This window comes from Parasphingorhabdus sp. JC815, from assembly GCF_040717415.1.
GTDB lineage: Bacteria > Pseudomonadota > Alphaproteobacteria > Sphingomonadales > Sphingomonadaceae > Parasphingorhabdus.
Window position 1 is genome coordinate 68,843 of sequence record NZ_JBFEFM010000003.1, and the last position, 22,400, is coordinate 91,242.

General features: G+C 49.3%; 20 protein-coding genes and 1 tRNA gene. 16 read left to right on the forward strand and 5 right to left on the reverse strand.

The window, feature by feature from the left end; genetic code table 11:
• Positions 1 to 138 precede the first annotated feature (138 nt).
• On the forward strand, positions 139 to 1,527 hold the full coding sequence (locus tag AB1K62_RS08465) for a FecR family protein (RefSeq protein ID WP_367002917.1): 1,389 nt from the start codon (positions 139 to 141) through the stop codon (positions 1,525 to 1,527).
• 116 nt (positions 1,528 to 1,643) lie between these two features.
• A complete protein-coding gene (locus AB1K62_RS08470; RefSeq protein WP_367002918.1) occupies positions 1,644 to 3,968 on the forward strand; it encodes an EAL domain-containing protein in 2,325 nt (774 codons plus the stop codon).
• A 140-nt stretch (positions 3,969 to 4,108) separates the two neighbouring features.
• Here AB1K62_RS08470 and AB1K62_RS08475 read toward each other — a convergent pair whose 3' ends face one another.
• The gene (locus AB1K62_RS08475) at positions 4,109 to 4,705 is read right to left on the reverse strand and encodes an SDR family oxidoreductase (RefSeq protein WP_367002920.1); all 597 of its coding nucleotides are present in this window, start codon (positions 4,703 to 4,705) and stop codon (positions 4,109 to 4,111) included.
• A gap of 334 nt (positions 4,706 to 5,039) precedes the next feature.
• On the opposite strand from AB1K62_RS08475, the gene AB1K62_RS08480 reads away from it, so the two are divergent.
• A complete protein-coding gene (locus AB1K62_RS08480) occupies positions 5,040 to 5,645 on the forward strand; it encodes a TetR/AcrR family transcriptional regulator (protein WP_367002923.1) in 606 nt (201 codons plus the stop codon).
• Between the two features lie 89 nt (positions 5,646 to 5,734).
• Here AB1K62_RS08480 and AB1K62_RS08485 read toward each other — a convergent pair whose 3' ends face one another.
• A complete protein-coding gene (locus tag AB1K62_RS08485; protein WP_367002925.1) occupies positions 5,735 to 5,902 on the reverse strand; it encodes a hypothetical protein in 168 nt (55 codons plus the stop codon).
• 311 nt (positions 5,903 to 6,213) lie between these two features.
• Between AB1K62_RS08485 and AB1K62_RS08490 the strand changes: the two genes are divergently transcribed.
• From AB1K62_RS08490 to AB1K62_RS08500, 3 genes are all read left to right on the forward strand, one after another.
• Positions 6,214 to 8,544 (forward strand): TonB-dependent receptor, encoded by a 2,331-nt coding sequence (locus AB1K62_RS08490; RefSeq protein WP_367002927.1) that lies wholly within the window; start codon positions 6,214 to 6,216, stop codon positions 8,542 to 8,544.
• Between the two features lie 101 nt (positions 8,545 to 8,645).
• The gene (locus tag AB1K62_RS08495; RefSeq protein ID WP_367002929.1) at positions 8,646 to 9,755 is read left to right on the forward strand and encodes an NAD(P)-dependent alcohol dehydrogenase; all 1,110 of its coding nucleotides are present in this window, start codon (positions 8,646 to 8,648) and stop codon (positions 9,753 to 9,755) included.
• A gap of 276 nt (positions 9,756 to 10,031) precedes the next feature.
• Positions 10,032 to 11,411, forward strand: a complete 1,380-nt coding sequence (locus AB1K62_RS08500; protein WP_367002930.1) for an NAD-dependent succinate-semialdehyde dehydrogenase — start codon at positions 10,032 to 10,034, stop codon at positions 11,409 to 11,411.
• Positions 11,412 to 11,762: 351 nt separating this feature from the next.
• On the opposite strand, the gene AB1K62_RS08505 is transcribed toward AB1K62_RS08500, so the two are convergent.
• Positions 11,763 to 11,839, reverse strand: a tRNA-Pro gene (locus AB1K62_RS08505).
• A 332-nt stretch (positions 11,840 to 12,171) separates the two neighbouring features.
• On the opposite strand from AB1K62_RS08505, the gene yajC reads away from it, so the two are divergent.
• Genes yajC through AB1K62_RS08525 form a run of 4 tightly spaced genes read left to right on the forward strand, consistent with a single transcriptional unit; the run spans position 12,172 to position 15,521 of the window.
• The gene (yajC, locus tag AB1K62_RS08510; RefSeq protein ID WP_367002932.1) at positions 12,172 to 12,501 is read left to right on the forward strand and encodes a preprotein translocase subunit YajC; all 330 of its coding nucleotides are present in this window, start codon (positions 12,172 to 12,174) and stop codon (positions 12,499 to 12,501) included.
• Between the two features lie 28 nt (positions 12,502 to 12,529).
• Positions 12,530 to 14,134 carry a protein translocase subunit SecD gene (gene secD, locus AB1K62_RS08515; RefSeq protein ID WP_367002934.1) on the forward strand — a complete coding sequence of 535 codons (1,605 nt, stop codon included), beginning with the start codon at positions 12,530 to 12,532 and terminating at the stop codon, positions 14,132 to 14,134.
• Between the two features lie 12 nt (positions 14,135 to 14,146).
• Entirely contained in the window at positions 14,147 to 15,127 is a 981-nt protein-coding gene (secF, locus tag AB1K62_RS08520) for a protein translocase subunit SecF (RefSeq protein ID WP_367002935.1), read from the forward strand.
• Between the two features lie 13 nt (positions 15,128 to 15,140).
• Complete coding sequence (locus tag AB1K62_RS08525; protein WP_367002937.1) at positions 15,141 to 15,521, forward strand: MTH938/NDUFAF3 family protein; 381 nt, start codon at positions 15,141 to 15,143, stop codon at positions 15,519 to 15,521.
• On the opposite strand, the gene AB1K62_RS08530 is transcribed toward AB1K62_RS08525, so the two are convergent.
• Together AB1K62_RS08530 and AB1K62_RS08535 are read right to left on the reverse strand one after the other, a co-directional pair.
• Positions 15,513 to 16,709 (reverse strand): glycosyltransferase, encoded by a 1,197-nt coding sequence (locus tag AB1K62_RS08530; RefSeq protein WP_367002940.1) that lies wholly within the window; start codon positions 16,707 to 16,709, stop codon positions 15,513 to 15,515. The genes AB1K62_RS08525 and AB1K62_RS08530 overlap by 9 nt on opposite strands.
• Before the next feature lie 24 nt (positions 16,710 to 16,733).
• Positions 16,734 to 17,297, reverse strand: a complete 564-nt coding sequence (locus tag AB1K62_RS08535) for a helix-turn-helix transcriptional regulator (RefSeq protein ID WP_367002942.1) — start codon at positions 17,295 to 17,297, stop codon at positions 16,734 to 16,736.
• A gap of 101 nt (positions 17,298 to 17,398) precedes the next feature.
• Between AB1K62_RS08535 and AB1K62_RS08540 the strand changes: the two genes are divergently transcribed.
• The 6 genes from AB1K62_RS08540 to AB1K62_RS08565 all read left to right on the forward strand — a co-directional run bounded on the left by AB1K62_RS08540 (position 17,399) and on the right by AB1K62_RS08565 (position 22,338).
• Complete coding sequence (locus tag AB1K62_RS08540; RefSeq protein ID WP_367002944.1) at positions 17,399 to 17,932, forward strand: DUF6456 domain-containing protein; 534 nt, start codon at positions 17,399 to 17,401, stop codon at positions 17,930 to 17,932.
• A gap of 92 nt (positions 17,933 to 18,024) precedes the next feature.
• On the forward strand, positions 18,025 to 19,134 hold the full coding sequence (locus tag AB1K62_RS08545; RefSeq protein WP_367002946.1) for an S-(hydroxymethyl)glutathione dehydrogenase/class III alcohol dehydrogenase: 1,110 nt from the start codon (positions 18,025 to 18,027) through the stop codon (positions 19,132 to 19,134).
• Between the two features lie 53 nt (positions 19,135 to 19,187).
• Positions 19,188 to 19,568 carry a VOC family protein gene (locus tag AB1K62_RS08550; protein WP_367002948.1) on the forward strand — a complete coding sequence of 127 codons (381 nt, stop codon included), beginning with the start codon at positions 19,188 to 19,190 and terminating at the stop codon, positions 19,566 to 19,568.
• 7 nt (positions 19,569 to 19,575) lie between these two features.
• The gene (fghA, locus tag AB1K62_RS08555; RefSeq protein ID WP_367003345.1) at positions 19,576 to 20,409 is read left to right on the forward strand and encodes an S-formylglutathione hydrolase; all 834 of its coding nucleotides are present in this window, start codon (positions 19,576 to 19,578) and stop codon (positions 20,407 to 20,409) included.
• Positions 20,410 to 20,435: 26 nt separating this feature from the next.
• Entirely contained in the window at positions 20,436 to 21,596 is a 1,161-nt protein-coding gene (locus tag AB1K62_RS08560) for an acyl-CoA dehydrogenase family protein (protein WP_367002949.1), read from the forward strand.
• Between the two features lie 304 nt (positions 21,597 to 21,900).
• Entirely contained in the window at positions 21,901 to 22,338 is a 438-nt protein-coding gene (locus AB1K62_RS08565; protein WP_367002951.1) for an FKBP-type peptidyl-prolyl cis-trans isomerase, read from the forward strand.
• Positions 22,339 to 22,400 lie beyond the last annotated feature (62 nt).

The window sequence follows — 22,400 nt, forward strand, 5'->3', positions numbered from 1 at the left end:
AGCGATAGTAATTATTAACCCTTTGTTATCTGTTTCTCCTAATAGTCTGTTATTCATTTAACTTATCTATATTTTTGTATCCGCTATTTAAAAGGGTATCCACTGACTTAATTCTAAATAAGTTGATTGGGGCAAATTATGACTAGAATAATTGTCAAATCTTGTGTGATTGTGAGCTTGATGACCAGTGGGGCTGCTTATGCGGGAACTCCAGGTTGGCAAATTTCGGAAATCAAGGGCGGTGTAACCGTTTCACGAAAAGGGGTTATTAAAACTGCTACCCGGTCTTCCAATCTTATTGCCGGGGATGTCATCAAAACCAGCCGGTCGGGTCGTGCTGTTCTCACACGCGAGGGTGAATATCTGGTAGTTGCCCCAGGAAGTCATATTGCGATCGCTGACCCCAAAGAAAGCGGATCTTTAACACAGATTATCGAGTATTTCGGTAATGTGATTTACCGTATAGGTAAGAAAAAAGCACCGCATTTTAGTGTCCAGACACCCTATCTCGCAGCCGTAGTAAAAGGCACAACATTCAGTGTAACTGTTTCGGATGAAGGGTCCGCTGTTCAGGTTACTGAGGGAGCGGTCGAAGTCAAAACCCTAGATGAAGGTGCTTCGCAACTTGTCACCGCTGGAATGATTGGTATGATCAATTCAGCGGATCCGTTTAGCTTGGTCGTTTTCGATGGCGAGCGTCGGACAATTGAATCTCCCAATAAACAGGAAGTCAGCACGACAGCACCACAGCAAACCGAAGCTGTTATAAAGAGTTCAATTGTCGCAGATGGGTTAACCAATAAGGGTTTCTCCGGTTCAATTACGGAAGCGATTATCGAAGAGCCGGTGGAATTGGCGACGCTGACGAATGGTCTGATTGGCGGTGAAATTCTATCGACCAGTGGCGTAGCAGCCACGTCAGAAGAAATTATATTCGATGAGACGACGGATCCCGAAACCACAGCTGACGAAGATTTTGACGATGACGACGCCGACGATGATGATGACGGCGATGATGACGACGACGGCGATGATGATGACTTAGATGATGACTTAGATGATGACGATGACGACGACGGCGATGATGATGATGATGATGACTTCGATGATGACGGCGACGACGATGACGACGATGACGACGATGACGACGATGATTTAGATGATGACGACGATGACGATGACGACGACGGCGATGATGACGACGATGACGACGATGACGACGATGATGATGACGACGATGACGACGATGACGACGATGATGATGATGTCTTCGATGATGACGGCGACGACGACGGCGATGATGACGACGATGACGACGATGATCTAGATGATGACGACGCCGCCGACGATGATGATGACGGCGATGACGATGATCTAGATGATGATGACGGCGACGATGATGACTTTGAAGATGACGATGCCGATGATGGCTATGATGAAGATGATGAAGATGGCGACGATGACGCTGATGATGACGACGGCGATACTATATTATTAGACCTGCGTTTAAAGCTGGACATACTGTAATTAATTGCTTTTCTAACGTGCCAGATTTGGTTGCTGTAAGATATGCACAGTGCGGGTTAACCTTTAATATAAACCTCTACCGTAAAGATTAGTGAAACGAGCGGTGGAGAAAATTATTGAAAGCACCATTTTTCTCAATTCATTTGAATGCGCTTCATCGCGTGCTAGTGGCTTGGGCCTTGGCTTTGAGTGCGGGGCTCGCTATGGGCGTGACCGGTGTCGGCTCCGAGGTCGAGCAGCAACTTAAAGATTTGCGCGCAGATATTCTGGAAAGGCAGGCAACCGGACAAATTGCGGTAGTAGAGATCGACGCCAAATCATTAAAAGAGCTCGACAGTTGGCCATGGCCTCGCAAATATTACGCACATTTGGTTGATAAGCTCAGTCAAGCTGGTGTCACGCAAATTGCCTTCGACGTTGACTTTTCTTCACATTCCACCGCCGAAGATGATAAGGCTTTTGCGGAATCTATAGCGCGTTCCGACGCAACGATTATCTTACCTACTTTTCGCCAGCGGGGAGCTAGTAATCAAAAGGCGGATTTTGAAAGTTTACCGATAAAAATATTACGTCAAAATGCTTTTCTTGCTTCCGTCAATGTTCATCCAGACAAGCGAGGGCAGCTTAACCAGTATAGTTTTGGAACCGAAACAGCCGGTATAGCGCGGCCATCACTGGCTAGTATGGTAGCTGAAGTATCGGGAAATATTAATGAAAATTTTGATATTGACCAGTCAATAAAATTGGAAACTATTCCGCGTCTCAGCTTTGTGGATATTTTGGCTGCGGACCAGCCGATACCGGAACTGAAAAATGCTAAAGTGATAATTGGCGCCACTGCGATAGAATTGGGTGATCGTTACCCGGTCAGCCGTTTCGGAGTGATTCCGGGCGTATTCATTCAAGCGATGGCAGCAGAAACTTTGTTGCAAGGCACTAACTTACAAAGTCTGAGTCAATATCTGCCGTTAGCGATCGCTGCGATTATATTGCTTTGTTTTTTTGCGAACAAAGGAACCGACGAAAAGGCGATTACCCGAATTACGTGGACTATCGGCATTATATTATCCGGCATCTTGATAGCTGCCGAATATGGCTCTTTATTTTCATATTCCATTGTGCCGACTTATTTATTCCTAGGAGCGTTTTTATTCCTCAAAAAACTGTTCGCGACAACTCTGGCACTCAACACGAGTCATTTCACCAATGCCATCAGCGGATTACCGAATGATAATGCGATGCTGCAATTCATGGCTGAAGGAGATAGATGCAATATCGCGACAGCAAAGCTTACCAGTTTTCATGAACTTTTGGTGGTAACTGACAAACAATCACGCTGCGAATTATTCAAAAACATTGCGGAACGTTTAAAATTTCTGTCTCTCGATGAACGTGTTTTCCATGTGGACACTGATATAATCGCATGGGTCATTAAAGATGATTATATCGCTGATATTGAAGTGCATTTTGAAACTGCCATTGTGATGCTTCAATCTCCCGTCATGGTAGGACAAGAGAAAATCAAGATAAACGCGACATTTGGTTTCAGTCGTGAAACTCTCGATAATTCTATTATTGCATCCGAGCAAGCCATTGAGGCAGGACAGAAGTGGCTTATCCACGATGTAAACGTCGATCGGTCGATTGGCGACAAGCTTCAACTGCTGGCCGACCTTGATCTGGCAATCGAGAACGAAAGTCTCACGGTGGTTTATCAGCCGAAATGGAATATGAGGTCCGACATATTGCAGGGTGCGGAAGCGCTTGTACGTTGGCACCACCCGGATCAAGGCTATATTAGTCCAGCGGTTTTCATACCGATGCTCGAAAAAGCAGGTCGAATTGATGTATTAACCCTGTTTGTCTTGAAGCAGACGTTAAAAGATCTTTCTCGATGGGGGCATGATCAAACGCAATTGAGTTGCTCGATCAATATTTCCGCCCAGTTACTCGGTGATAGCAAATTTGTGGAAAATACCATTAAGATCGTTGAATCATCGCCGGTCATCAGTAGCCAAGTTATTTTCGAGGTCACCGAAACTGCGGCGCTCGCTGACCTCGATCTTACCATAATCGCACTTAATCGCATGCGCGAAGCCGGTATCAAAATATCAATCGACGATTATGGAACCGGTCAATCGACGATGAGTTATCTCCAACGTCTGCCAGTCGATGAAATCAAGATTGATCAGAGTTTCGTCAAGACGATCAATACCGATAAAACCAACTATGTGATGGTCAAGTCCACCATCCAGATGGCCCATGCTCTGGGTTTCAAGGTAGTAGCTGAAGGGATCGAGGATCAGCAATGCATGGATACACTCACCAGACTAGGGTGTGATGTGGGTCAGGGCTGGCATATATCTAAACCGATTAAATCGGAAGTATTTCATGCACATTGGATAGGCCGCGCGGCAAAGACCAAGCTTAAAGCCGGATGAGGTATCTCGCTCGGCCCCTTGAACGGGCAGTCTAAAAGGTTCAGTTCCTTTCAGACTGCCTATATATGGAAAAGGCTGGTTCAACCGCGGTGCCAAGGAAGTGGCTGTAAAGAAGTGGCTATTTCTGTTCAGCCGCTGGTTTATACGGACTGCATCAATAGGGCTTTGCCAGTCCATTCGCTGTCGTCCACCGCATTTGCCAGAACTGCGGCCACGTCGCCTCGTGCAGCTTTCCCTTTTAAGTCGACATCATCACCGAAACGCATGTTGCGGTCGCCATCATCGTCGGTGAGGGCGACGGGCCGGACAATGGCGTAGCTGAGGCCGGACGCTTTCAGATGTTCATCTGCTTCGTGCTTTGCTTGCAGATAATGGGCAAGGTCACTTTCCGGATCGGGTTTGTCCGCGCCAGCGCTGCTGAGCATGACAAATCGTGATACACCCGCATCGACGGCCAGATCAATCAGCTGTATGGCACCATCCCGGTCGACCTTATCAGTCATGTCAGGGCCGGTCGAACTGCCAGAGCCAGCAGCAAAAATTACCGCATCACATCCATCACAGACTCCGGGCTGAAGATCGGTCAGGTCGCCCTGGCGTTTCGTCACGTCCGCTGGCAAGGAGCTGATGTCCGAGGATTGCCGGACCAGAGCGATTGGGGAATGGCCTTTGGATTTCAATTGATCGACTAGCCGTAACCCGGTGTTACCGGTCGCACCGGCGATGAGAATGTTCATAAGTCGCTCCTAATATTTGGGTTTAAAACTGTTCAATCAGTTTGCGCGTAGCTTCTGTCGACGACGCAGGGTTCTGGGCAGTATTCAGCTTGCCAACAAATATAACGCTGCGTCTGCGATTTGGTTGCATTGGTGATATCCAGACGATGACATGAGCGAAGCGATGAAATCGCCAGTGTATTATTCCAACCTAAGAAGTGCTCCTTTAGATAAACATCATCACAATACATGGAGGCTGAATGTCAATTTCGATGATAACCTATTGGAAAGCAAAACTGTTTGACAGCTCCTTTAAAAACCAAGACTATAGAGTAGTTACAGTGCAGGAGTTGATTTGAAAAAACGAGTAAAACAGCATGTAAGACGCCAAAAATCCGATGCCGCCCTGAAATCAGCTGCTGCCAAGATTATCTCGCGCGAGGGATATAATGCTGTGACATTTGAGCGTATTGGTGAAGTATCGGGGTACAGCAGAACATTGGCTTCGCAAAAATACGGCTCAAAGGATGGGCTTATTCTAGAGCTGTTGAAAAGCATTGTGCAAGCATCCAGCGAAAAATTTGAAGCTCGAATGACTTTGACAGCAGACCCTTTAGCAAAAATTCAAGGATATACAGATGAGATGCTGCAAACCGTTGGAGAAGATTTTTTAAGCGCTTATTTTGTAATCATGGCTGACGCCGTAGCCAATCGCCAACCTGCACAGCAATTTTTCAAGGATCGACATCTAGCTGTGCGGGATAAATTGGCTGAGTTGATCACTCGCGGACAGGAGGAAGGCGTGATCGATAATGATCTCGATCCGGACTCAGCAGCACTACTGATAGGAAGTTTTCAATTGGGTATAGCAGTACATTATTTGCTAGCTCCAGATACTGATATGAGCTCCTTTGCGATAACTGCCCGTAAGTTATTTTTGAAAGCCTTGTCTTCACCGTAAAGATCAATTTGTGCGAATGATAGCCCAGTTCTAATTTTGTGCAGTCAATGTAAGCCAATTAACAGCGGCAATTACTGCTAATTACAGAATTAGCAAAATGCCATTTGCATCATCGCGATCAGCTGGCTGAATAATTGCTGCCACTTTTTCTCCCGTTTACGGCTCTGGTGCTCCGATAACAGTCGCGTCACATATTCAGGATGGGAGACGAGTAAATTCTCGCTTTTCTGCGGATAAATATCAGGCGCATTTTTCATGTTTTTGTCTTGGGCCACGAATGAAAGCATTGGATAGAGTTTGTTTGGGGACTAGTAATCGGGCTGGGCAATAGAGATGTTGAATGATCCATTACAAACGCTCCTTGAGCTATCCAATAAGCCATTGATTAAAACCCCGACATCTTCAGGCTTTCAATTGTACAGTTATCCGACAAATGACGTTTATTTCACCAGCAATCTGAACGGAATTGGAAAGTTTTGACGGGCCCGGATCCAATGTTGACATTAGTTAAACGCACAACTAATTTGTTGCATAATTAATCAATCAATTAAAGTTCAGGGTAGGATATATGAAAATATTAAGATCGAGTCGCCGTGTTGCATTATTAGCGTTGCTCGGAGGTGTAAGTTTCGGCGCAATGCCCGCATTTGGTCAGGAAGATCAGTCTCAAGCTGAAGCAAAAGCCGGGGGGTTATCGGAAATTGTTGTGACTGCCCAACGACGTGAGGAACGGTTGCAGGATGTGCCTGTGGCGATCACGGCGGCGGATGCCGAAGCTTTGGCAATGGCGCGGATTGAAAATATTTCCAACATTACCAACATTTCTCCTAGCATTCAGTTTCGCTCGTCGAACATCTCATCGTCTAGTGCCAACGTCGTTATTCGCGGCTTGGGAACTACTGGTAACAGCCGTACTTTTGAAGGTGCGGTTGGGATATTCATCGATGGTGTATATCGAACCCGTGCAGCGTCAGCGCTTCAAAACTTCTTGGATATAGAGGCGGTTCAAGTGTTGCGCGGTCCTCAAGGAACGCTTTTTGGCAAAAACACATCTGCTGGTGCGGTTCTTGTCAATTCCACAACTCCTGATGTTATGGATTTAGGTGGAAATATAGAATTAGGTTATGGCAATTACAATGCGTTGGACATCAAGGGTGCTATCAATATACCTTTCAGCGAAGTTGCCGCGCTGCGTGTGGCGGCATTATACACAGAGGATGATGGCCATCTGAGTGATCCGAACTCGGGTAAGCATTACAACAGTATTGATGCACAAGCTTATAAGGCGCAACTCCTAATAGACCCGTCAAGCGATTTTACCATGCGGGTAATAGCGGATTATTCTAAATCGACAGGGAATTGCTGTTATGGGACCAGTGATTTTATTAATGGGCCTACACAACCTTTAGTAGACGCCCTTACAATAGCGCGCGGTTCAGTTTTGCCATCGCGACGTTTAAAGGACCGTGAGCAGGTCTTGACCAGCCCCTCGCGACAGAAAATAATAGATTATGGCGCGACCTTATTGGCGGACTTCGCATTGGGCGCTGGCACATTAAAATCTGTAACTTCGCTACGTGAATTCGAGCTTGTCCAATTGGATGTTGATTCTGATTTTACCGGAGCAGATATATTCTCGTTGGACGAGAGCTTTAAAAGCCAGTTTTTCTCCCAAGAACTCACTTATAATGGTCGTTTGGATGCATTAAATTCAGACTTCGTCGTTGGCGGCTTTTATTCAAAAGAACAGTTGGACATGACCCGCGATCTGTATTGGAATTCGCAAGGGCAGGCATATATCGATGCAATCGTATCAGTTGCAGTGCCTGGAGCGCCTCCCGGAACAGCTTTTGCAGCCCCCGGTAAATGGGCAGGAGAAGATATGGCTGGCACCAGTACTTCTTATGCAGCGTTTGCTCATATCAATGCTGAAATAAGTGATCAGTTCAACATCATTGCAGGACTTCGCTATTCAATTGAGAAAAAGAAGGGGTCTTTCAGAAACAGTTTCTATCGTTCCCAACCAAATGATGCTTTTCGCCTTCTGGGTATACAGCCGGGAGCTCCCTATGCAGCATCTACCACTGACAGGGCTCTTAGTGGCACATTAGGTGTCCAATATAAGCCTACCAGTGATGCCATGGTATATTTTACATATAACCGCGGATTCAAGGCAGGCGGTGTCAACATAGATGCAAACGGAGCTGGCGTACGAGCCAATAATCCTGCTGAAGTACCGGGCGCCGTGCCGCTTGATCCAAGATTCGACCCGGAAACCGTTGATGCTTTTGAAATTGGCGGTAAAATCGACTATATGAATAGAAGGGCACGTACAAATATTGCCTTGTTTTATAATAAGATATCGGATTTACAGGTCGCTCAATTCGTGGGGCTGCAATTTACAGTTCTCAACGCTAAATCTGCAGAGCTATATGGCGCAGAAATTGAAAACCTGTTTGAAATAACGCCAAGCCTGACATTAGGACTGGATGGTATCTGGTTGCCGCATGCTAAATATGGCACTGATCCTGCGCTTGCAGCAGCGCTATCGGGCCAGCGCTTTCGCTATGCTTCGAAACTTTCGGGCAACGCGAGCCTGAATCTCGATCAACCGATTAACGATGATATCAATCTGACTGGCCGTGTTCAGTATCAATATTCGTCCAGTCAGTTCATAAATACGGCATCATCGACCAAAAGAGGTGGCGTCGGTATAATGAACGGAAACATCGGAATTAAGTCCGTAGACAGTGGCTGGCAGTTGGAAGGTTGGATACAAAATATGTTCAACAAGACTTACACCAACCTCTCTTTCAATACTCCAATTCAAGCCGGCGATGAAAATGCCTATCTTGCACCGCCGCGCACCTATGGCATTACGCTACGTGGCAGTTTCTGATCATCATTGTCAGATCCATCGACTCAATAACCAGGCGCTGATTTAAGTGACGCTGATTTAAGTGAGCAGCGCCTAGTTATTTACTGACAGGGAAACTCAAAATGACTGGAAATACTATCCGTGCAGCAGTGGTCGACCGAGCCGGTGATCCTTTTGTTATCCGTGACCTCACTCTTGACAACCCCCGTGACGACGAGATTGTGGTTCGTATAGTAGGTGTCGGTTTGTGCCACACTGATATTGTAGCGCAATCAGGCGGCTTCGGTTATACCGGGGCTGGAGTTTTTGGGCATGAAGGCTCAGGAATTGTAGAAAAAACAGGAAGCGCTGTCACAAAATTCAGACCGGGAGACCGCGTGGCGATCAGTTTTCGATCATGTGGTGAATGCGTCCAGTGTAAAGATGGTTATCCTTCTTATTGTCATACTATGCCCCAGCTTAATTATGCTGGAACACGCATCGATGGATCGACATCGATTTTCAACGGCGATGAACCCGTTACCTCCAATTTTTTTGGTCAATCTTCGTTCGCCAATTTCGCTATAACTTATGAACGTAATTTAGTTCTTGTTCCTGAGAACTTTCCTTTAGAGATGGCCGGACCTCTCGGCTGCGGTATTCAGACCGGCGCTGGTGCAATCATGCGTTCCATGGCATGCGAAGAAGATTCCATATTATTAATTACCGGTGGCGGTTCTGTTGGATTGAGCGCAGTCATGGGCGCAGCAATTCAACATTGCGCGACGATCATTGTGGTAGAGCCATTGTCATCGCGACGTGAGCTGGCGCATAATTTTGGTGCGACTCATTCCATTGACCCTACTGCGGAAGAGGACTTGGCAGCTGCAATACGCAAAATCGCTCCATCTGGCGTAAATTATGCGCTGGATACTACTGGACGACCCGAAACCATTGAAGCAATCTTTGGCGCTCTGGCACCTAGGGGGCTAGTCGGATTGGTTGGTATCGCGGCGCCGGGCACGTTAATTCCCATAGATATAAATACGATTATGACTCCTGGCTCCCGGATTATGGGTATTATTGAAGGTGACAGCGATCCTGAAACATTCATTCCGGAGCTGATTGCACATTATCAAGCGGGCCGTTTGCCATTTGACCGCATGATCAAAACCTACCCCTTGTCACAAATTAATGAAGCGGTGAGCGATCAACATCAGGGGATCTGTGTCAAAGCAGTTCTATTGCCCTGAGCATTTACTTACGTCGATTTATATTTCTTCATCGATGATCAAATGTCGCGACGCGAGACGTTGTTGTGGGTCATTTGTGACAGATTTATTTCCTGCGAAGTTTGTCAGCCAAGCTGCGCCGCAGCCTGCAATCAGAGTGAGGCAGATCGCTAATCTTCTGTAGCTGATGAGAACGTGATTGGAACGATATCGCCGCTCATGCATTGATTGGTCACGACCGCTAAACTCATAAAAGCTCTCATTGAAGCAGCACAGCGAAGATTTCTGGAATATTCTATGACCGATAAGTCTATTAAAACCACCAACCCGCTTACAGAACGGACGCTTGAATCCTATGCGATGATGTCGGACGACGAGGCAATGAAGCTAGTTGAAACCAGTCATGAGGCATTTCTCGAATGGCGGCTAAAGAGCCATGAAGAGCGAGCTGAGGTCATCGCTGCTATCGCTGAGGAACTACGCAATTCAAAAGAAGAATATGCTCAGCTGATGACCGATGAAGTTGGCAAATTACTAAAGGATTCCCGCGCGGAAATTGATCTGTGCGCTCATATTTGTGACTATACGGCCAAGAACGGTCCCGAGATACTCGCCGACGAAGAACATGATGTTCCTGATGGCCGTGGGCTGGTCACCTATTCCCCGATGGGCGTGATTTATGGTATCCAGCCATGGAATTTTCCCTGCTACCAAGCAATCCGATATTCAATCGCTAGTCTGATGGTCGGCAACGGCATATTGCTTAAACATTCTGGGAACTGCACCGGCAGCGGGTTGATGCTGAGAGATATTTACGAACGGGCAGGACTGCCAAAGGGGCTGTTTGGCGTTCTGCTGATTAGCCATGACCAGTCTGACAAGATCATAGAACATGACCTCGTGAGAGGCGTAACCCTGACCGGTAGTGATAAGGCCGGTCGCACGGTAGCGCAAAAGGCAGCAGCTGTGACGAAAAAAACCGTGATGGAGCTCGGATCAAATGACGCTTATATGGTGTTCGATGATGCCGATCTCGATCTGGCGGTAAAGACCTGCGTTCAAGGCCGATTGTTCAATAATGGTCAGACCTGCGTCAATGCCAAACGCTTCATAGTCACCGAAAAAAATTATGATGCCTTCGTGGAGGGTTTTGTAGATGCCTTTAACGCCGTCATTATGGGTGATCCAAACGAGGATGAAAGCGGGCTTGGACCATTGGTATCGAGTAGCCAGCGTGAGCAGGTTCACAAGCAGGTCGAGGAAAGCGTCGCTAAAGGCGCGAAAATCGTGGTTGGTGGACAGATTCCTGAACGCACCGGCTGGTTCTATCCAGCCACAGCCTTAGTCGACGTTGCCCCGGGTCAGCCAGCCTATGATGACGAGATTTTCGGCCCGGTCGCCTCGATTATTAAAGCCAAGGATGACGAGGATGCCATGCAAATAGCCAATGATAGCCGTTATGGTTTGGGCGGAGGTATTTTTAGCAAAGATGTTGACCGCGCTATCAAGATGGCGTCGGTTCACTTTGATACCGGTATGGTCAATATCAATAATTACGCGATAGCTTCGCCAGACATGCCGTTTGGCGGCGTCAAAAATTCTGGCTATGGCCGCGAACATGGCGAGGTTGGCCTCAAGGAATTCGTCAACATCAAATCAATCACAATCGCCTCCTGATATAACCGATAACCTTGCCTGCGATATGGCAGTGATAGGACCGGCACAGCTGGACACGCAACCCATAGTGCTTTTTCAACCGAGATGATTGACATCAGTGTCGGGCGCGTCTCTCTCGACAGAGCTGCGGTGATGCAGCGCGAGCTGGACGATGGCCGGTTAATCGATGCGTGATAATCAATGCGTGGGCCATTGCGATCGCCACTGGATATTCTCCATGAATAGACAACGAATGTGCACATCAAGGTGCAAAGGCAGGTGCGCGAATTGGGATAGGAGTTTCTCAACCGCTTGCTGGAACGTCTTTTGGGGTAAGGAAACTACGGCTCTTGGTTGGGAAAGACGGTAAATTGGTCGGGACGATAGGATTCGAACCTACGACCCCCACACCCCCAGTGTGATGCGCTACCAGGCTGCGCTACGTCCCGACCTTCGGCGGCATTGCCGTCCGAGCCCGCGCATATATGGCGGCCTAGCGTTATTGGCAAGCTCTTTGGAAAAACGATAGGGCAAAAAATTGCATCAGCTTGATCTATCGCACAGTCCCTCCCATCTGGGAATGGCGTCTGGTGCGTGTTTTACCGGTTTGTTTTCTTATTGCTAATAGATTGCTTTCAAACAGGGTGCGTGATAGTGGCGCGCAGCGTTTATGTCCGGTGTTTTGGGCCAATATCTTGCCACGTGACATTGGATGAACAACTATGGCGGTCAACCAGTCTGGTGATCAGGCTATAATAATAGGTTTATTGGGGATATTGAGATGACTTCACTTTTAATCATGTCGCAGGCCGCGTCCGAGGGTGCAGGCGGATTTCTGATTTCTATCATGCCGCTGGTTCTGATTTTTGCTGTTTTCTATTTCCTGTTGATCCGTCCACAGCAAAAGAAAATGAAAGAGCATCAGAGCAAAATTGCGGCTGTTCAGAAAAATGACGACGTTGTGACCGGCGGCGGTCTGGTCGGCAAGGCGATGAAAGTCGATGATGAATATGTCGAGGTTGAAATTGCCAAGGGTATTCGCGTGAAGGCGGTTAAGGCTACATTGTCGGACGTTATGCCACGCGGCAGCGGTAAACCGGCCAACGATTAAACCTGAATAGGGAACGGATTATTTTACGATGTTAGATTTCCCGCGCTGGAAAGTCATTTCCATATCGTTGCTACTGGCTTTTGGCGTGCTGATGTCGCTTCCCAGCCTTTTCTTTGGCGAAAGCCATAAATATTGGCCCAGCTTTTTGCCGGATGAAACGATAAACCTTGGTCTTGATCTGTCGGGGGGCAGTCATATTTTGCTGGAGGCTGATCCAGCCGATGTGGCAACCACGAGACTGCTAACCATGGAAGAATCCGTGCGGGCAGAAATGCGCCGGGCAAGTCCGCGGATCAACATTGGTGATATTTCCCGTAAAGACGGCGCACTGTCTTTCATGGTGCGTGATTCGACTCAGGTGGATGCTGCCAGAGAAGTTTTATTGCCATTGACCACCGGTGCTGGCCTGACCGGGCAGCGGGATTGGAATATTGAGGTGCGCGATGAAACGCGCTTTGTGCTAACACCGACTTCAGCAGGTATCGATAACGCAGTCGATAATGCAATGGACACAGCGACTGACGTGATACGGCGGCGTATTGATGAAATGGGCACACGCGAACCGACAATCATCCGGCAGGGCGACACAAGGATCGTCGTACAAGTGCCTGGTCTGGAAGATCCGGAAGCCTTGAAAGAGTTGCTTGGAAAAACTGCCAAACTCGAATTTAAACTGGTTGATTTTGAAGCCGACCCCAACGCGATTGCCGAAGGACGTCCGCCCGTTGGCAGCCAGATATTTCCTTATCCTGATAATCCGGCGGGCGTGCCGAATATTGCGGTAAAGCGTCTTGGCGGTATTTCCGGTGATAAGCTGACCGATGCAGGGCAGGGATTTGACCCCGACACCAATGCTGCGGTCGTGAACATCACTTTTGATTCCGAAGGTGGAGCAAAATTTGCGCGGCTAACGCAAAATAATGTGGGACGGCCTTTCGCAATCATATTGGACGGCGTGGTTCTTTCTGCGCCCAATATTAATGAGCCTATTTTGGGCGGTTCTGCCCAGATTTCCGGCAATTTTACGGTTGAGGGCGCCAACCAGCTTGCCATTGCATTGCGATCAGGTGCCTTGCCGGTGGAATTACAGGTGGTGGAAGAACGGACGGTCGGTCCCGACCTTGGCGCTGATTCTATCCGTAAAGGCATGATCGCCGCGATCATTGCCAGTGTCGCAGTATTGGCGTTCATGCTTGTGTCTTATGGCCGCTTTGGAATGTATGCCAACTTTGCGCTGGCACTGAATCTGTTTCTGATCCTTGGTGTCATGGCGATTTTCAACGCGACATTGACCCTGCCCGGTATTGCCGGTTTCATTTTAACCGTTGGTTCTGCGGTTGATGCGAATGTGTTGATCAATGAACGGATCAGGGAAGAAAGGCGGCGAGGCAGGCGCGTGGTTCAGGCGGTTGAAGTGGGCTATAAAGAAGCCTCCAGAGCGATTTTTGACGCCAATATCACCACGGTTATCGCCGGTTTATTATTGTTTATTTTTGGTTCCGGTCCTGTTCGCGGTTTTGCCGTTGTCCTGATCATCGGACTTGTTACATCCGTCTTTACCGCCGTTGTAGTGACGCGGATGTTTGTTGCGCTATGGCTGCGCCGTGCCCGCCCGCAAGAGCTGGCATTATAGGAGGGAATGATTATGAAACTTCTCAAACTCGTTCCGGACGATACCAATCTCCCGTTTCTGAAATGGCGGAATGTTGCCATTGGGTTCAGCATCTTGCTGACCATTGGCGCTATGGTTCTGGTCGCCCAGCGCGGCCTGAATTTCGGCGTGGATTTTGTCGGCGGCCAAATGATCCGCACAACATTTACCCAGACCGCCGATGCTCCGATTTCGGAATTGCGGGACAAGGTTGGCGCGCTTGGCTACGGCGATCCGACGATTCAGCGTTTTGGCCAGCCCAATGAAGTATCGATCCGTATGAAATTGCCCGAAGGTTCGGGGGAGGATCCGGAATTGGCTAATAAAATGGCTGACCGGATTACCGACATGTTGAAAGCTGATTATCCCGGTGTTCGTATTGACGGGGTGGATTCTGTGTCCGGCAAGGTGTCGGAGGAGCTGTTATCCAAAGGTGTCTGGTCATTGGTTGGCGCGATGATCGCCATTTCAATATATATCTGGGTCCGGTTTGAATGGCAGTTTGGGGTTGGCGCATTGCTCTCCCTTGTTCATGACATCGTGCTGACCTTCGGTTTCTTTGCTCTGACCCAGCTTGAGTTTAATCTGAATATTGTCGCGGCTTTACTGACGATCATCGGTTATTCGCTCAATGATACAATTGTGGTATATGACCGGATCAGGGAAAATCTTAAGAAATTCCGCAAGATGGATATTATCGCTCTGCTCGATCTGTCGATCAACGAGACACTCGCCCGCACGGTTATGACGAGCTTGACCACAATAACCGCACTGACCGCTCTGCTTATTTGGGGACCGGATGTGATTTTCGGTTTTGCAGCGGCGATGACCCTTGGCGTGGTGATCGGCACCTATTCATCCGTTTATATGGCGGGGCCGGTTCTGGTCTGGTTAAAAGTTGCATCCGATAGCTTTGTACCGGCGGAATCAACCGGAAAGGCGGAAAGGGTCGGCGGTCCAGAGGAAATTGGCTGATCGTTGAAATATTATGGTAGAACTGAGACGCGACGTTGAATTTGAAGGGCCGATTGTTACCGGCTTTTCAGCGACAGGTTATAAAATTGGTGAGCAACGCTATGATAATGGCTTGTTGCTCTCACCGGAACAGGCATTGTCATGGGATGCGCCGGATCGCGCGAACCTGAATCTGGATGATATTATCGCGGCGCTAAATCTATCGCCCATGCCGGAGTTTCTACTTTTTGGTAGCGGCAGCAAAATGGAACAGCCTCCCGCAGATTTTCGCCGTGCGGCAGAGACAGTAAATATAGGTATCGAAGTGATGGACAGCCGTGCTGCTGCGCGGGCATGGGGCGTTTTACGCGCGGAAGAGCGTTGGATAATCGGCGCGTTCATGCCGCTACGCTAATATACGCGCCTCCGATTCAGGCTGTAATATGCCAGTGAATATTTTTTCCAATATGTCGCCATTGTTTTTCCAGCTAAAACCACTGACAGCTTTTCGTACTTCATCCGCGGCTGGCGGATTAGCCAATATCTCTTGGATTGCTTGTGCAATTTCCGCGCTATCCTGCTGCACGATCCGTCCGGCAGTCTCGCTTTGAACCAGCTCCCGCGCGCCGCCGGCTTCGCTGATGATGATGGGTGTGCCACAGGATAGCGCTTCTACCCACGCATTTGCCAATCCTTCCGATTTTGACGGCAGTATGGAAATATCCGCCGCAGCGACCAATTTGGGTAAATCATCATGCGGAACATTGCCGAGAAAGCGGATACGATCCTCTATGCCCAATATCCTGGCTTTGGCCCGATAAGCCTGTTCTTCCTCGCCGGTTCCGGCAAGCATTAACGTCGCATCGGGAAAAGATGCCATGGCTTCAATAACCAAATGCTGGTTTTTGCGCTTGATAAGTGCGCCGACACAGATGAACAACGGGCCTGTGATGCCCAATTGCTTTTTCACCGCCGCACGGTCAACCGGCTTGAATTTCGACTGGTCCAGCCCGGTATAATGGACAGTGATCTTGTCCCCATTCATTCCGATGGCCTGCATATCCTGCTTTAATGCGCCTGATACAGCCAGCAAGCCTGCCGCTTTGTCAGCCGCGGATAATATTTGCGCTAAGCATTTGGGCCTGCTTCCCCAATGGTGAATATCCGCCCCGCGCGCCTTGATTGTGAAAGGAATGTTCAACGCAGCCGATAACCGCATGGCTGCGGGACCATCAGGAAAGAAAAATTCCGCATCAATCAGGTCAAACGGGTTTCTGTCATGGAGCTTTTTAACCAGAGGAAGGACCGCCCGCGCAATATGAAGGGGATTTCTAGCCCCAAATTTGGGGATCAGCGGGAACCGGGGGCGATAGACATTCAGACCGCGCCACTGTTCATGGCGAGGCAAAGTAATTAGTCGCCGGTAAGGTGCCAAGTTTCTGAACGGAAAGGGCGGTATTCCGACCGGATTGATCACGGTCACATTGGCGTCCGGCCTGTTAGCCAGTTCCGCTGTTTGCCGTTCAACAAATATGCCGAAATTGGGCGAAGCCGCGTGAGGAAATAGCGTCGATAATGTTAATATGTTAATTGGGCGGGCCATAGCCACCGCCATAGCGCAAACTCTTTAAAGCGCCCTTACCAGACGCACGGCCACGCCGATCCATTCCGGATCATTTACGACCTGTTGCCGTGTGCCACTTCCCAAAGGTAAAAGATGTATTTTACCGCTATCTCGTCCGATCAAGCGGCCAAACAGGAAACGCCCGCCCGGACGCGGAACCAATATATCACGGTTTAAGGCATCGCCAAATTGATCCGGCATCCAGCGTGATAACCATATATCATCACCGGCACGATAGTCGCCAATACTGTTTTTAACACGCAAGGCGGCCATATCAGCCTCAATTGTCGGCTGGGAAACAGTCTCGGTTTTTTTGAGCGCATGTGCGCCCTTATGATCAAGAATTGCAGCGACCGGCAGTTCATCCTGATCCGGTAGCGCCAGTAATTGCGTGCTGTCTACCCCAAGCGCATCAGCTATCCGGTTGAGCCAGTCCAGTGACAATGTACGCATGCCTGTTTCCAACCGGCCAATAGTTTGCGCCGTAGTTGGCGGTTCGCAGCGCTGGGCAATTTCGTCCAGCGTCATCCCCTTGGCTTTCCGGACTTCTCTTATACGGCTAATCATAGCTATCTCCAAACCTATCTGGTTTTTTCTTTCCTACATATTTGCCAAAATGGCAAGAGTGGATTTTGTCATCGGAACTGGAGTTGAACATGCCCTCAAAAATGAAAAGCATATATAGGGATCCACGAATATTGGTCGAACGCGCTCTTCCTCACGATCCCCAGCAAGACAGCCCTAAAGCTAGCAAGCGGCGCAGCAAAAAAGGGGCAAAAAAACGGCCAGTGCGAAGCGTTAGCGTAAATCTTTCAGAGTCGCCAATAAGCTGGCTTCATGCACGGGGCCATTTGACAGATCGGCAATTAGCCAGCGGAGAAAAGCTGCGCGCTGATTGGGAGCGGGCCAATCTGGCGCCCAGTGTCACTATGGACTGGAGCATGACGCCGCCGGGCCGCGGACGGCGCGGCGCACCCGCTATGTTGCATGCAACCGAAAAGCAAATTGCGGCGAAACAGCGGTTTGACAATGCTTTGGTCTATCTTGGTAGGGATTTATCAGATATTTGCTGGCGGATTATATGCGCGGGGGAGGGCGTTCCGGTCGCTGAGAAAGGGTTAGGCTGGCCAGCGCGATCGGGAAAGCTGGTTTTGAAAATTGCTCTGGACCGATTAGGTGATTATTATCGTCTGCCTTCGTGAATATACGGATAAAAGCCGATAGACGGTTGATTGCGCTCCGCGATAGGATAAGGTTGTATATACTGATCCAATTGAACGCTAGGAGGCTCCCCATGAAAACCCGCGCTGCCGTTGCTTTTGAAGCCAAGAAACCATTAGAGATTGTAGAGCTTGATCTGGAGGGGCCAAAGGCCGGCGAAGTGCTGGTCGAGATTATGGCGACGGGTATCTGCCATACCGATGCCTATACGCTGGACGGACTGGATAGTGAGGGTAAGTTTCCCAGCGTTCTGGGCCATGAAGGGGCCGGGATTGTCCGCGAAGTCGGCGCAGGCGTTACCTCTGTTGCTCCTGATGACCATGTGATCCCGCTCTACACACCCGAATGTCGCCAGTGTAAATCATGTCTCTCCGGAAAAACCAACCTGTGCACCGCCATTCGCGCAACACAGGGGCAGGGGTTAATGCCTGATGGCACCAGCCGCATGTCCTATAAGGGGGAGACACTTTATCATTATATGGGTTGCTCCACCTTCTCCAACTTCATCGTGGTGCCGGAAATTGCTGTTGCCAAAATCCGCACGGACGCGCCGTTTGATAAAAGCTGTTATATCGGCTGCGGCGTCACCACCGGCGTCGGAGCCGTGACTAATACGGCCAAGGTTGAGCCGGGTTCTAATATCGTCGTTTTCGGTCTGGGCGGTATTGGACTTAACGTTATTCAGGGGGCACGCATGGTCGGTGCCGACAAGATTATTGGCGTTGATCTGAACAATGAAAAAGCAGAATGGGGTCGAAAGTTCGGAATGACCGATTTCGTTAACCCGACACAAATTGAAGGCGATATTGTCGAGCATCTGGTTGCTCTGACTGATGGCGGAGCGGATTACACATTTGATTGCACCGGAAATACCGACGTTATGCGGCAAGCACTGGAAGCGTGTCACCGCGGTTGGGGCGAAAGCATAGTCATTGGTGTCGCTGAAGCGGGTAAGGAAATTTCCACCCGGCCATTTCAGCTTGTTACAGGCCGGGTCTGGAAAGGGTCGGCCTTTGGCGGCGCGCGCGGGCGAACAGATGTGCCGAAAATTGTTGATTGGTATGTGAATGGCAAGATCGAGATTGATCCGATGATTACGCACACGCTTTCTCTGGAAGAGATAAACAAAGGTTTTGATTTGATGCATGCCGGGGAAAGCATTCGCAGCGTTGTGATTTTCTAAACCGTGATATTTTTAAGTAGTAATTATTAAATATAAGATCAGGAGAAATAATAATGTATAGTCATATTATGTTGGGTGCAGACGATATTGAGGAATCACGGAAATTTTACGATGCAATCCTTGGTGCGCTGGGCTATGCTCCCGGTAACATGGATGACAAAGGCCGTGTTTTCTGGATGGATAAATCCGGTATTTTTGCGATCAGCAAGCCGATTGACGGAAAGCCGGCCAGTTGCGGTAATGGCAGCACTGTCGGCTTCGCTGTTTCAGGACCAGAACAAGCAGACGCATGGCACAAGGCTGGTCTGGAAAATGGTGGTACGTCCATAGAAGATCCACCGGGTGTACGTGAAGGAGCGGCTGGTTCGCTATATCTTGCTTATTTGCGCGATCCGTCCGGCAATAAACTCTGTGCACTGCACAGGATGGGTTGAGGCAGAAATGTCGTTAAAAACATTATCGACCAATAAATCTTTCGGCGGGGTACAGGGTGTCTATTCCCACAGCTCCGCCGAAACGGGAACGGATATGACCTTCGCGGTCTTTGTTCCCGACCATCAGGATGGCACAAAACTGCCAGTGCTCTGGTATTTATCCGGCCTGACCTGCACCCATGCCAATGTCATGGACAAGGGCGAGTATCGCCGTATGGCGGCGGAACTGGGCCTTATCGTCATTTGCCCTGATACCAGCCCTCGCGGGGATGACGTGCCCAATGATGACAGCTATGATATGGGTCAGGGCGCGGGTTTTTATGTCGATGCTACAGAGCAGCCTTGGGCGGCCAATTTCCGGATGCGTAGCTACATAGAGCGCGAGCTTCCCGAAATTATCGCCCGGGAATTTCCGGCTGATATGGATCGGCAGGGCATATTTGGCCATAGCATGGGCGGTCACGGGGCGCTTACCATCGCTCTGCGAAACCCTGAACGGTTCAAAAGCGTCTCTGCTTTTGCTCCGATTGCGTCGCCCTTGCATTGCCCATGGGGGCACAAGGCGCTTGGCGGATATTTGGGTAGCGACCAAGCAAGCTGGCGGAAATATGATGCTTGCGCGTTGATTGATGATGGCGCACGGGTCAATGACATATTGGTCGACCAAGGCACGGCTGACCAGTTTCTTGAAGAGCAGCTTAAACCACAATTGTTAGTGGAAGCCTGCGACCGCGCCGCTATTCCCCTGACGCTTAATATGCGCGAAGGATATGATCATAGCTATTTCACTATTTCGACATTCATGGACGACCATTTGCGCTGGCACGCAGCGCGGCTCTAGTCTGAGCGTCCAGCGGAGTAGCTATAATGTGGACTGACACTCCAGACATTGCACAAATGCGTGAGGCAGTGCGCGCCTTGTGTAGCGATTTTTCCGGTAGCTATTGGCGGGAAAAGGACCGCGAACGCGCCTATCCCGCTGAATTTGTCGATGCGTTAACCAATGCAGGGTTTCTCGCCGCGCTTATTCCGGAAGAATATGGCGGCAGCGGTCTGGGGCTATCCGCCGCCACTGCCATTTTAGAAGAAATCCACAGCAGCGGTTGCAACGCCAGCGCCTGCCACGCACAAATGTATATCATGGGCACAATATTGCGCGACGGCAGTGATGAACAGAAACAGCAATATCTGCCCAAAATCGCGACCGGAGAATTGCGCCTGCAAGCCTTTGGCGTAACAGAACCGGGCAGTGGGACCAACACGCTTGGTCTGAAAACCACTGCGGTTCGTGTTGGCGATGATTATGTCATCAATGGGCAGAAAGTCTGGACCAGCCGCGCGGAATATAGCGACTTGATGGTCCTTCTTGCGCGCACGACGCCGCTGGATCAGGTCCAGAAACGGACAGATGGCCTTTCGGTATTCATTGTTGATATGCGCGAAGCGGTTGGTAATGGCCTGACAATCAAGCCCATTCGCACGATGATCAATCATAGCACGACCGAAGTATATTTTGATGATCTGCGCGTTCCTGCGGCTAATCTGATCGGTGAAGAGGGCAGGGGTCTGCGATATATTTTGAATGGGATGAATGCCGAGCGGGTTTTGATCGCGGCTGAATGTATCGGTGATGCGCGGTGGTTTACCGAAAAATCCTCCCATTATGCCCGCGAACGCGAAGTGTTCAGCCGCCCGATCGGGCAAAATCAGGGCGTACAGTTTCCTATTGCGCGTAGCTATGCCCAAACCGAGGCTGCGGCCCTGATGGTGCGTAAAGCAGCGGCGATGTTTGATGAAGGGCAGTCGATGGCGGCAGAAGCCAATATGGCGAAAATGCTGGCTTCCGAAGCATCATGGGCGGCTGGTGAAGCCTGTATGCAAACCCATGGCGGGTTTGCCTTTGCCGAGGATTATGACATTGAACGCAAATGGCGGGAAACACGGCTATATCAGATCGCGCCGATCTCGACGAATTTGATCCTCTCTTATCTGGCAGAACATGTGCTGGACCTGCCACGATCTTATTAGAAGGTGGCTTTATTAGCGGGTGGCCTTATTGTTTTGGCCATTAGTTTCGACCATTAGTTTGGTGAAACTTGGCGCCTGTCCATCTATAATATTTTATCGCCCGAAAGGCGCATAAAACCGAGCTATATTGAAGCAAAATATTTTCCTCTTAACGCCCGGTTTGCAGCAGTCAGACAGGCCGGTTTCAAAGAATATGTTTGACTAGAGTGTTCCTGGTTGCGACAATTCAGTCAGCGCGCTTCGATTTGAAACGCAATACCAAACGGTTTGAACATACCGTTTTCCCCTCTCAGAAAGGATATATATGGAGAATGCAAAGCAAGGCGATACAGTCGTAATCGATTATTCCGTTCGCATTGGCGATGGCACGGTTGTCGGACATACCGAAGAAACAGGCCCACAGGCAATCAAGCTTGGCGATGGCGCGGTTTTCCCGCAGGTTGAAGAAAAGCTGACGGACATGAAAGTCGGCGACAAAGAGACAGTCGCAATCGAATGTGAGAAAGCATTTGGTCCTAGACGCGAAGAAATGGTTATCGATATTCCGAGGCAGAACCTGCCAGCGGATACCGAGCCGCAGCCAGGCATGGCGCTTCAGGCACAACAGGAAGACGGTTCGACTATTACGCTTTACGTGGTGTCCGTAAACGATCAATCCGTAAAGGCCGATGGCAACCACCCGCTTGCCGGGCAAGATATTTCCTTTGATGTGACGCTTCGTGAAATAAAGGATGCAGCCTAAGATTTTCAGGGCGGTTCGGATCGGCCAACGGCTGAACGAATCGCCCGCTTACCGTCCACCTT

Coding starts and splice junctions, on each gene's coding strand:
- AB1K62_RS08465 (WP_367002917.1), top strand. CDS start 139: ATGACTAGAATAATTGTCAAATCTTGTGTGATTGTGAGCTTGATGACC.
- AB1K62_RS08475 (WP_367002920.1), bottom strand. CDS start 4,705: ATGAACATTCTCATCGCCGGTGCGACCGGTAACACCGGGTTACGGCTA.
- AB1K62_RS08485 (WP_367002925.1), bottom strand. CDS start 5,902: ATGAAAAATGCGCCTGATATTTATCCGCAGAAAAGCGAGAATTTACTC.
- AB1K62_RS08490 (WP_367002927.1), top strand. CDS start 6,214: ATGAAAATATTAAGATCGAGTCGCCGTGTTGCATTATTAGCGTTGCTC.
- AB1K62_RS08495 (WP_367002929.1), top strand. CDS start 8,646: ATGACTGGAAATACTATCCGTGCAGCAGTGGTCGACCGAGCCGGTGAT.
- AB1K62_RS08500 (WP_367002930.1), top strand. CDS start 10,032: ATGACCGATAAGTCTATTAAAACCACCAACCCGCTTACAGAACGGACG.
- yajC (WP_367002932.1), top strand. CDS start 12,172: ATGACTTCACTTTTAATCATGTCGCAGGCCGCGTCCGAGGGTGCAGGC.
- secD (WP_367002934.1), top strand. CDS start 12,530: ATGTTAGATTTCCCGCGCTGGAAAGTCATTTCCATATCGTTGCTACTG.
- secF (WP_367002935.1), top strand. CDS start 14,147: ATGAAACTTCTCAAACTCGTTCCGGACGATACCAATCTCCCGTTTCTG.
- AB1K62_RS08525 (WP_367002937.1), top strand. CDS start 15,141: ATGGTAGAACTGAGACGCGACGTTGAATTTGAAGGGCCGATTGTTACC.
- AB1K62_RS08530 (WP_367002940.1), bottom strand. CDS start 16,709: ATGGCCCGCCCAATTAACATATTAACATTATCGACGCTATTTCCTCAC.
- AB1K62_RS08535 (WP_367002942.1), bottom strand. CDS start 17,297: ATGATTAGCCGTATAAGAGAAGTCCGGAAAGCCAAGGGGATGACGCTG.
- AB1K62_RS08540 (WP_367002944.1), top strand. CDS start 17,399: ATGAAAAGCATATATAGGGATCCACGAATATTGGTCGAACGCGCTCTT.
- AB1K62_RS08545 (WP_367002946.1), top strand. CDS start 18,025: ATGAAAACCCGCGCTGCCGTTGCTTTTGAAGCCAAGAAACCATTAGAG.
- AB1K62_RS08550 (WP_367002948.1), top strand. CDS start 19,188: ATGTATAGTCATATTATGTTGGGTGCAGACGATATTGAGGAATCACGG.
- fghA (WP_367003345.1), top strand. CDS start 19,576: ATGTCGTTAAAAACATTATCGACCAATAAATCTTTCGGCGGGGTACAG.
- AB1K62_RS08560 (WP_367002949.1), top strand. CDS start 20,436: ATGTGGACTGACACTCCAGACATTGCACAAATGCGTGAGGCAGTGCGC.
- AB1K62_RS08565 (WP_367002951.1), top strand. CDS start 21,901: ATGGAGAATGCAAAGCAAGGCGATACAGTCGTAATCGATTATTCCGTT.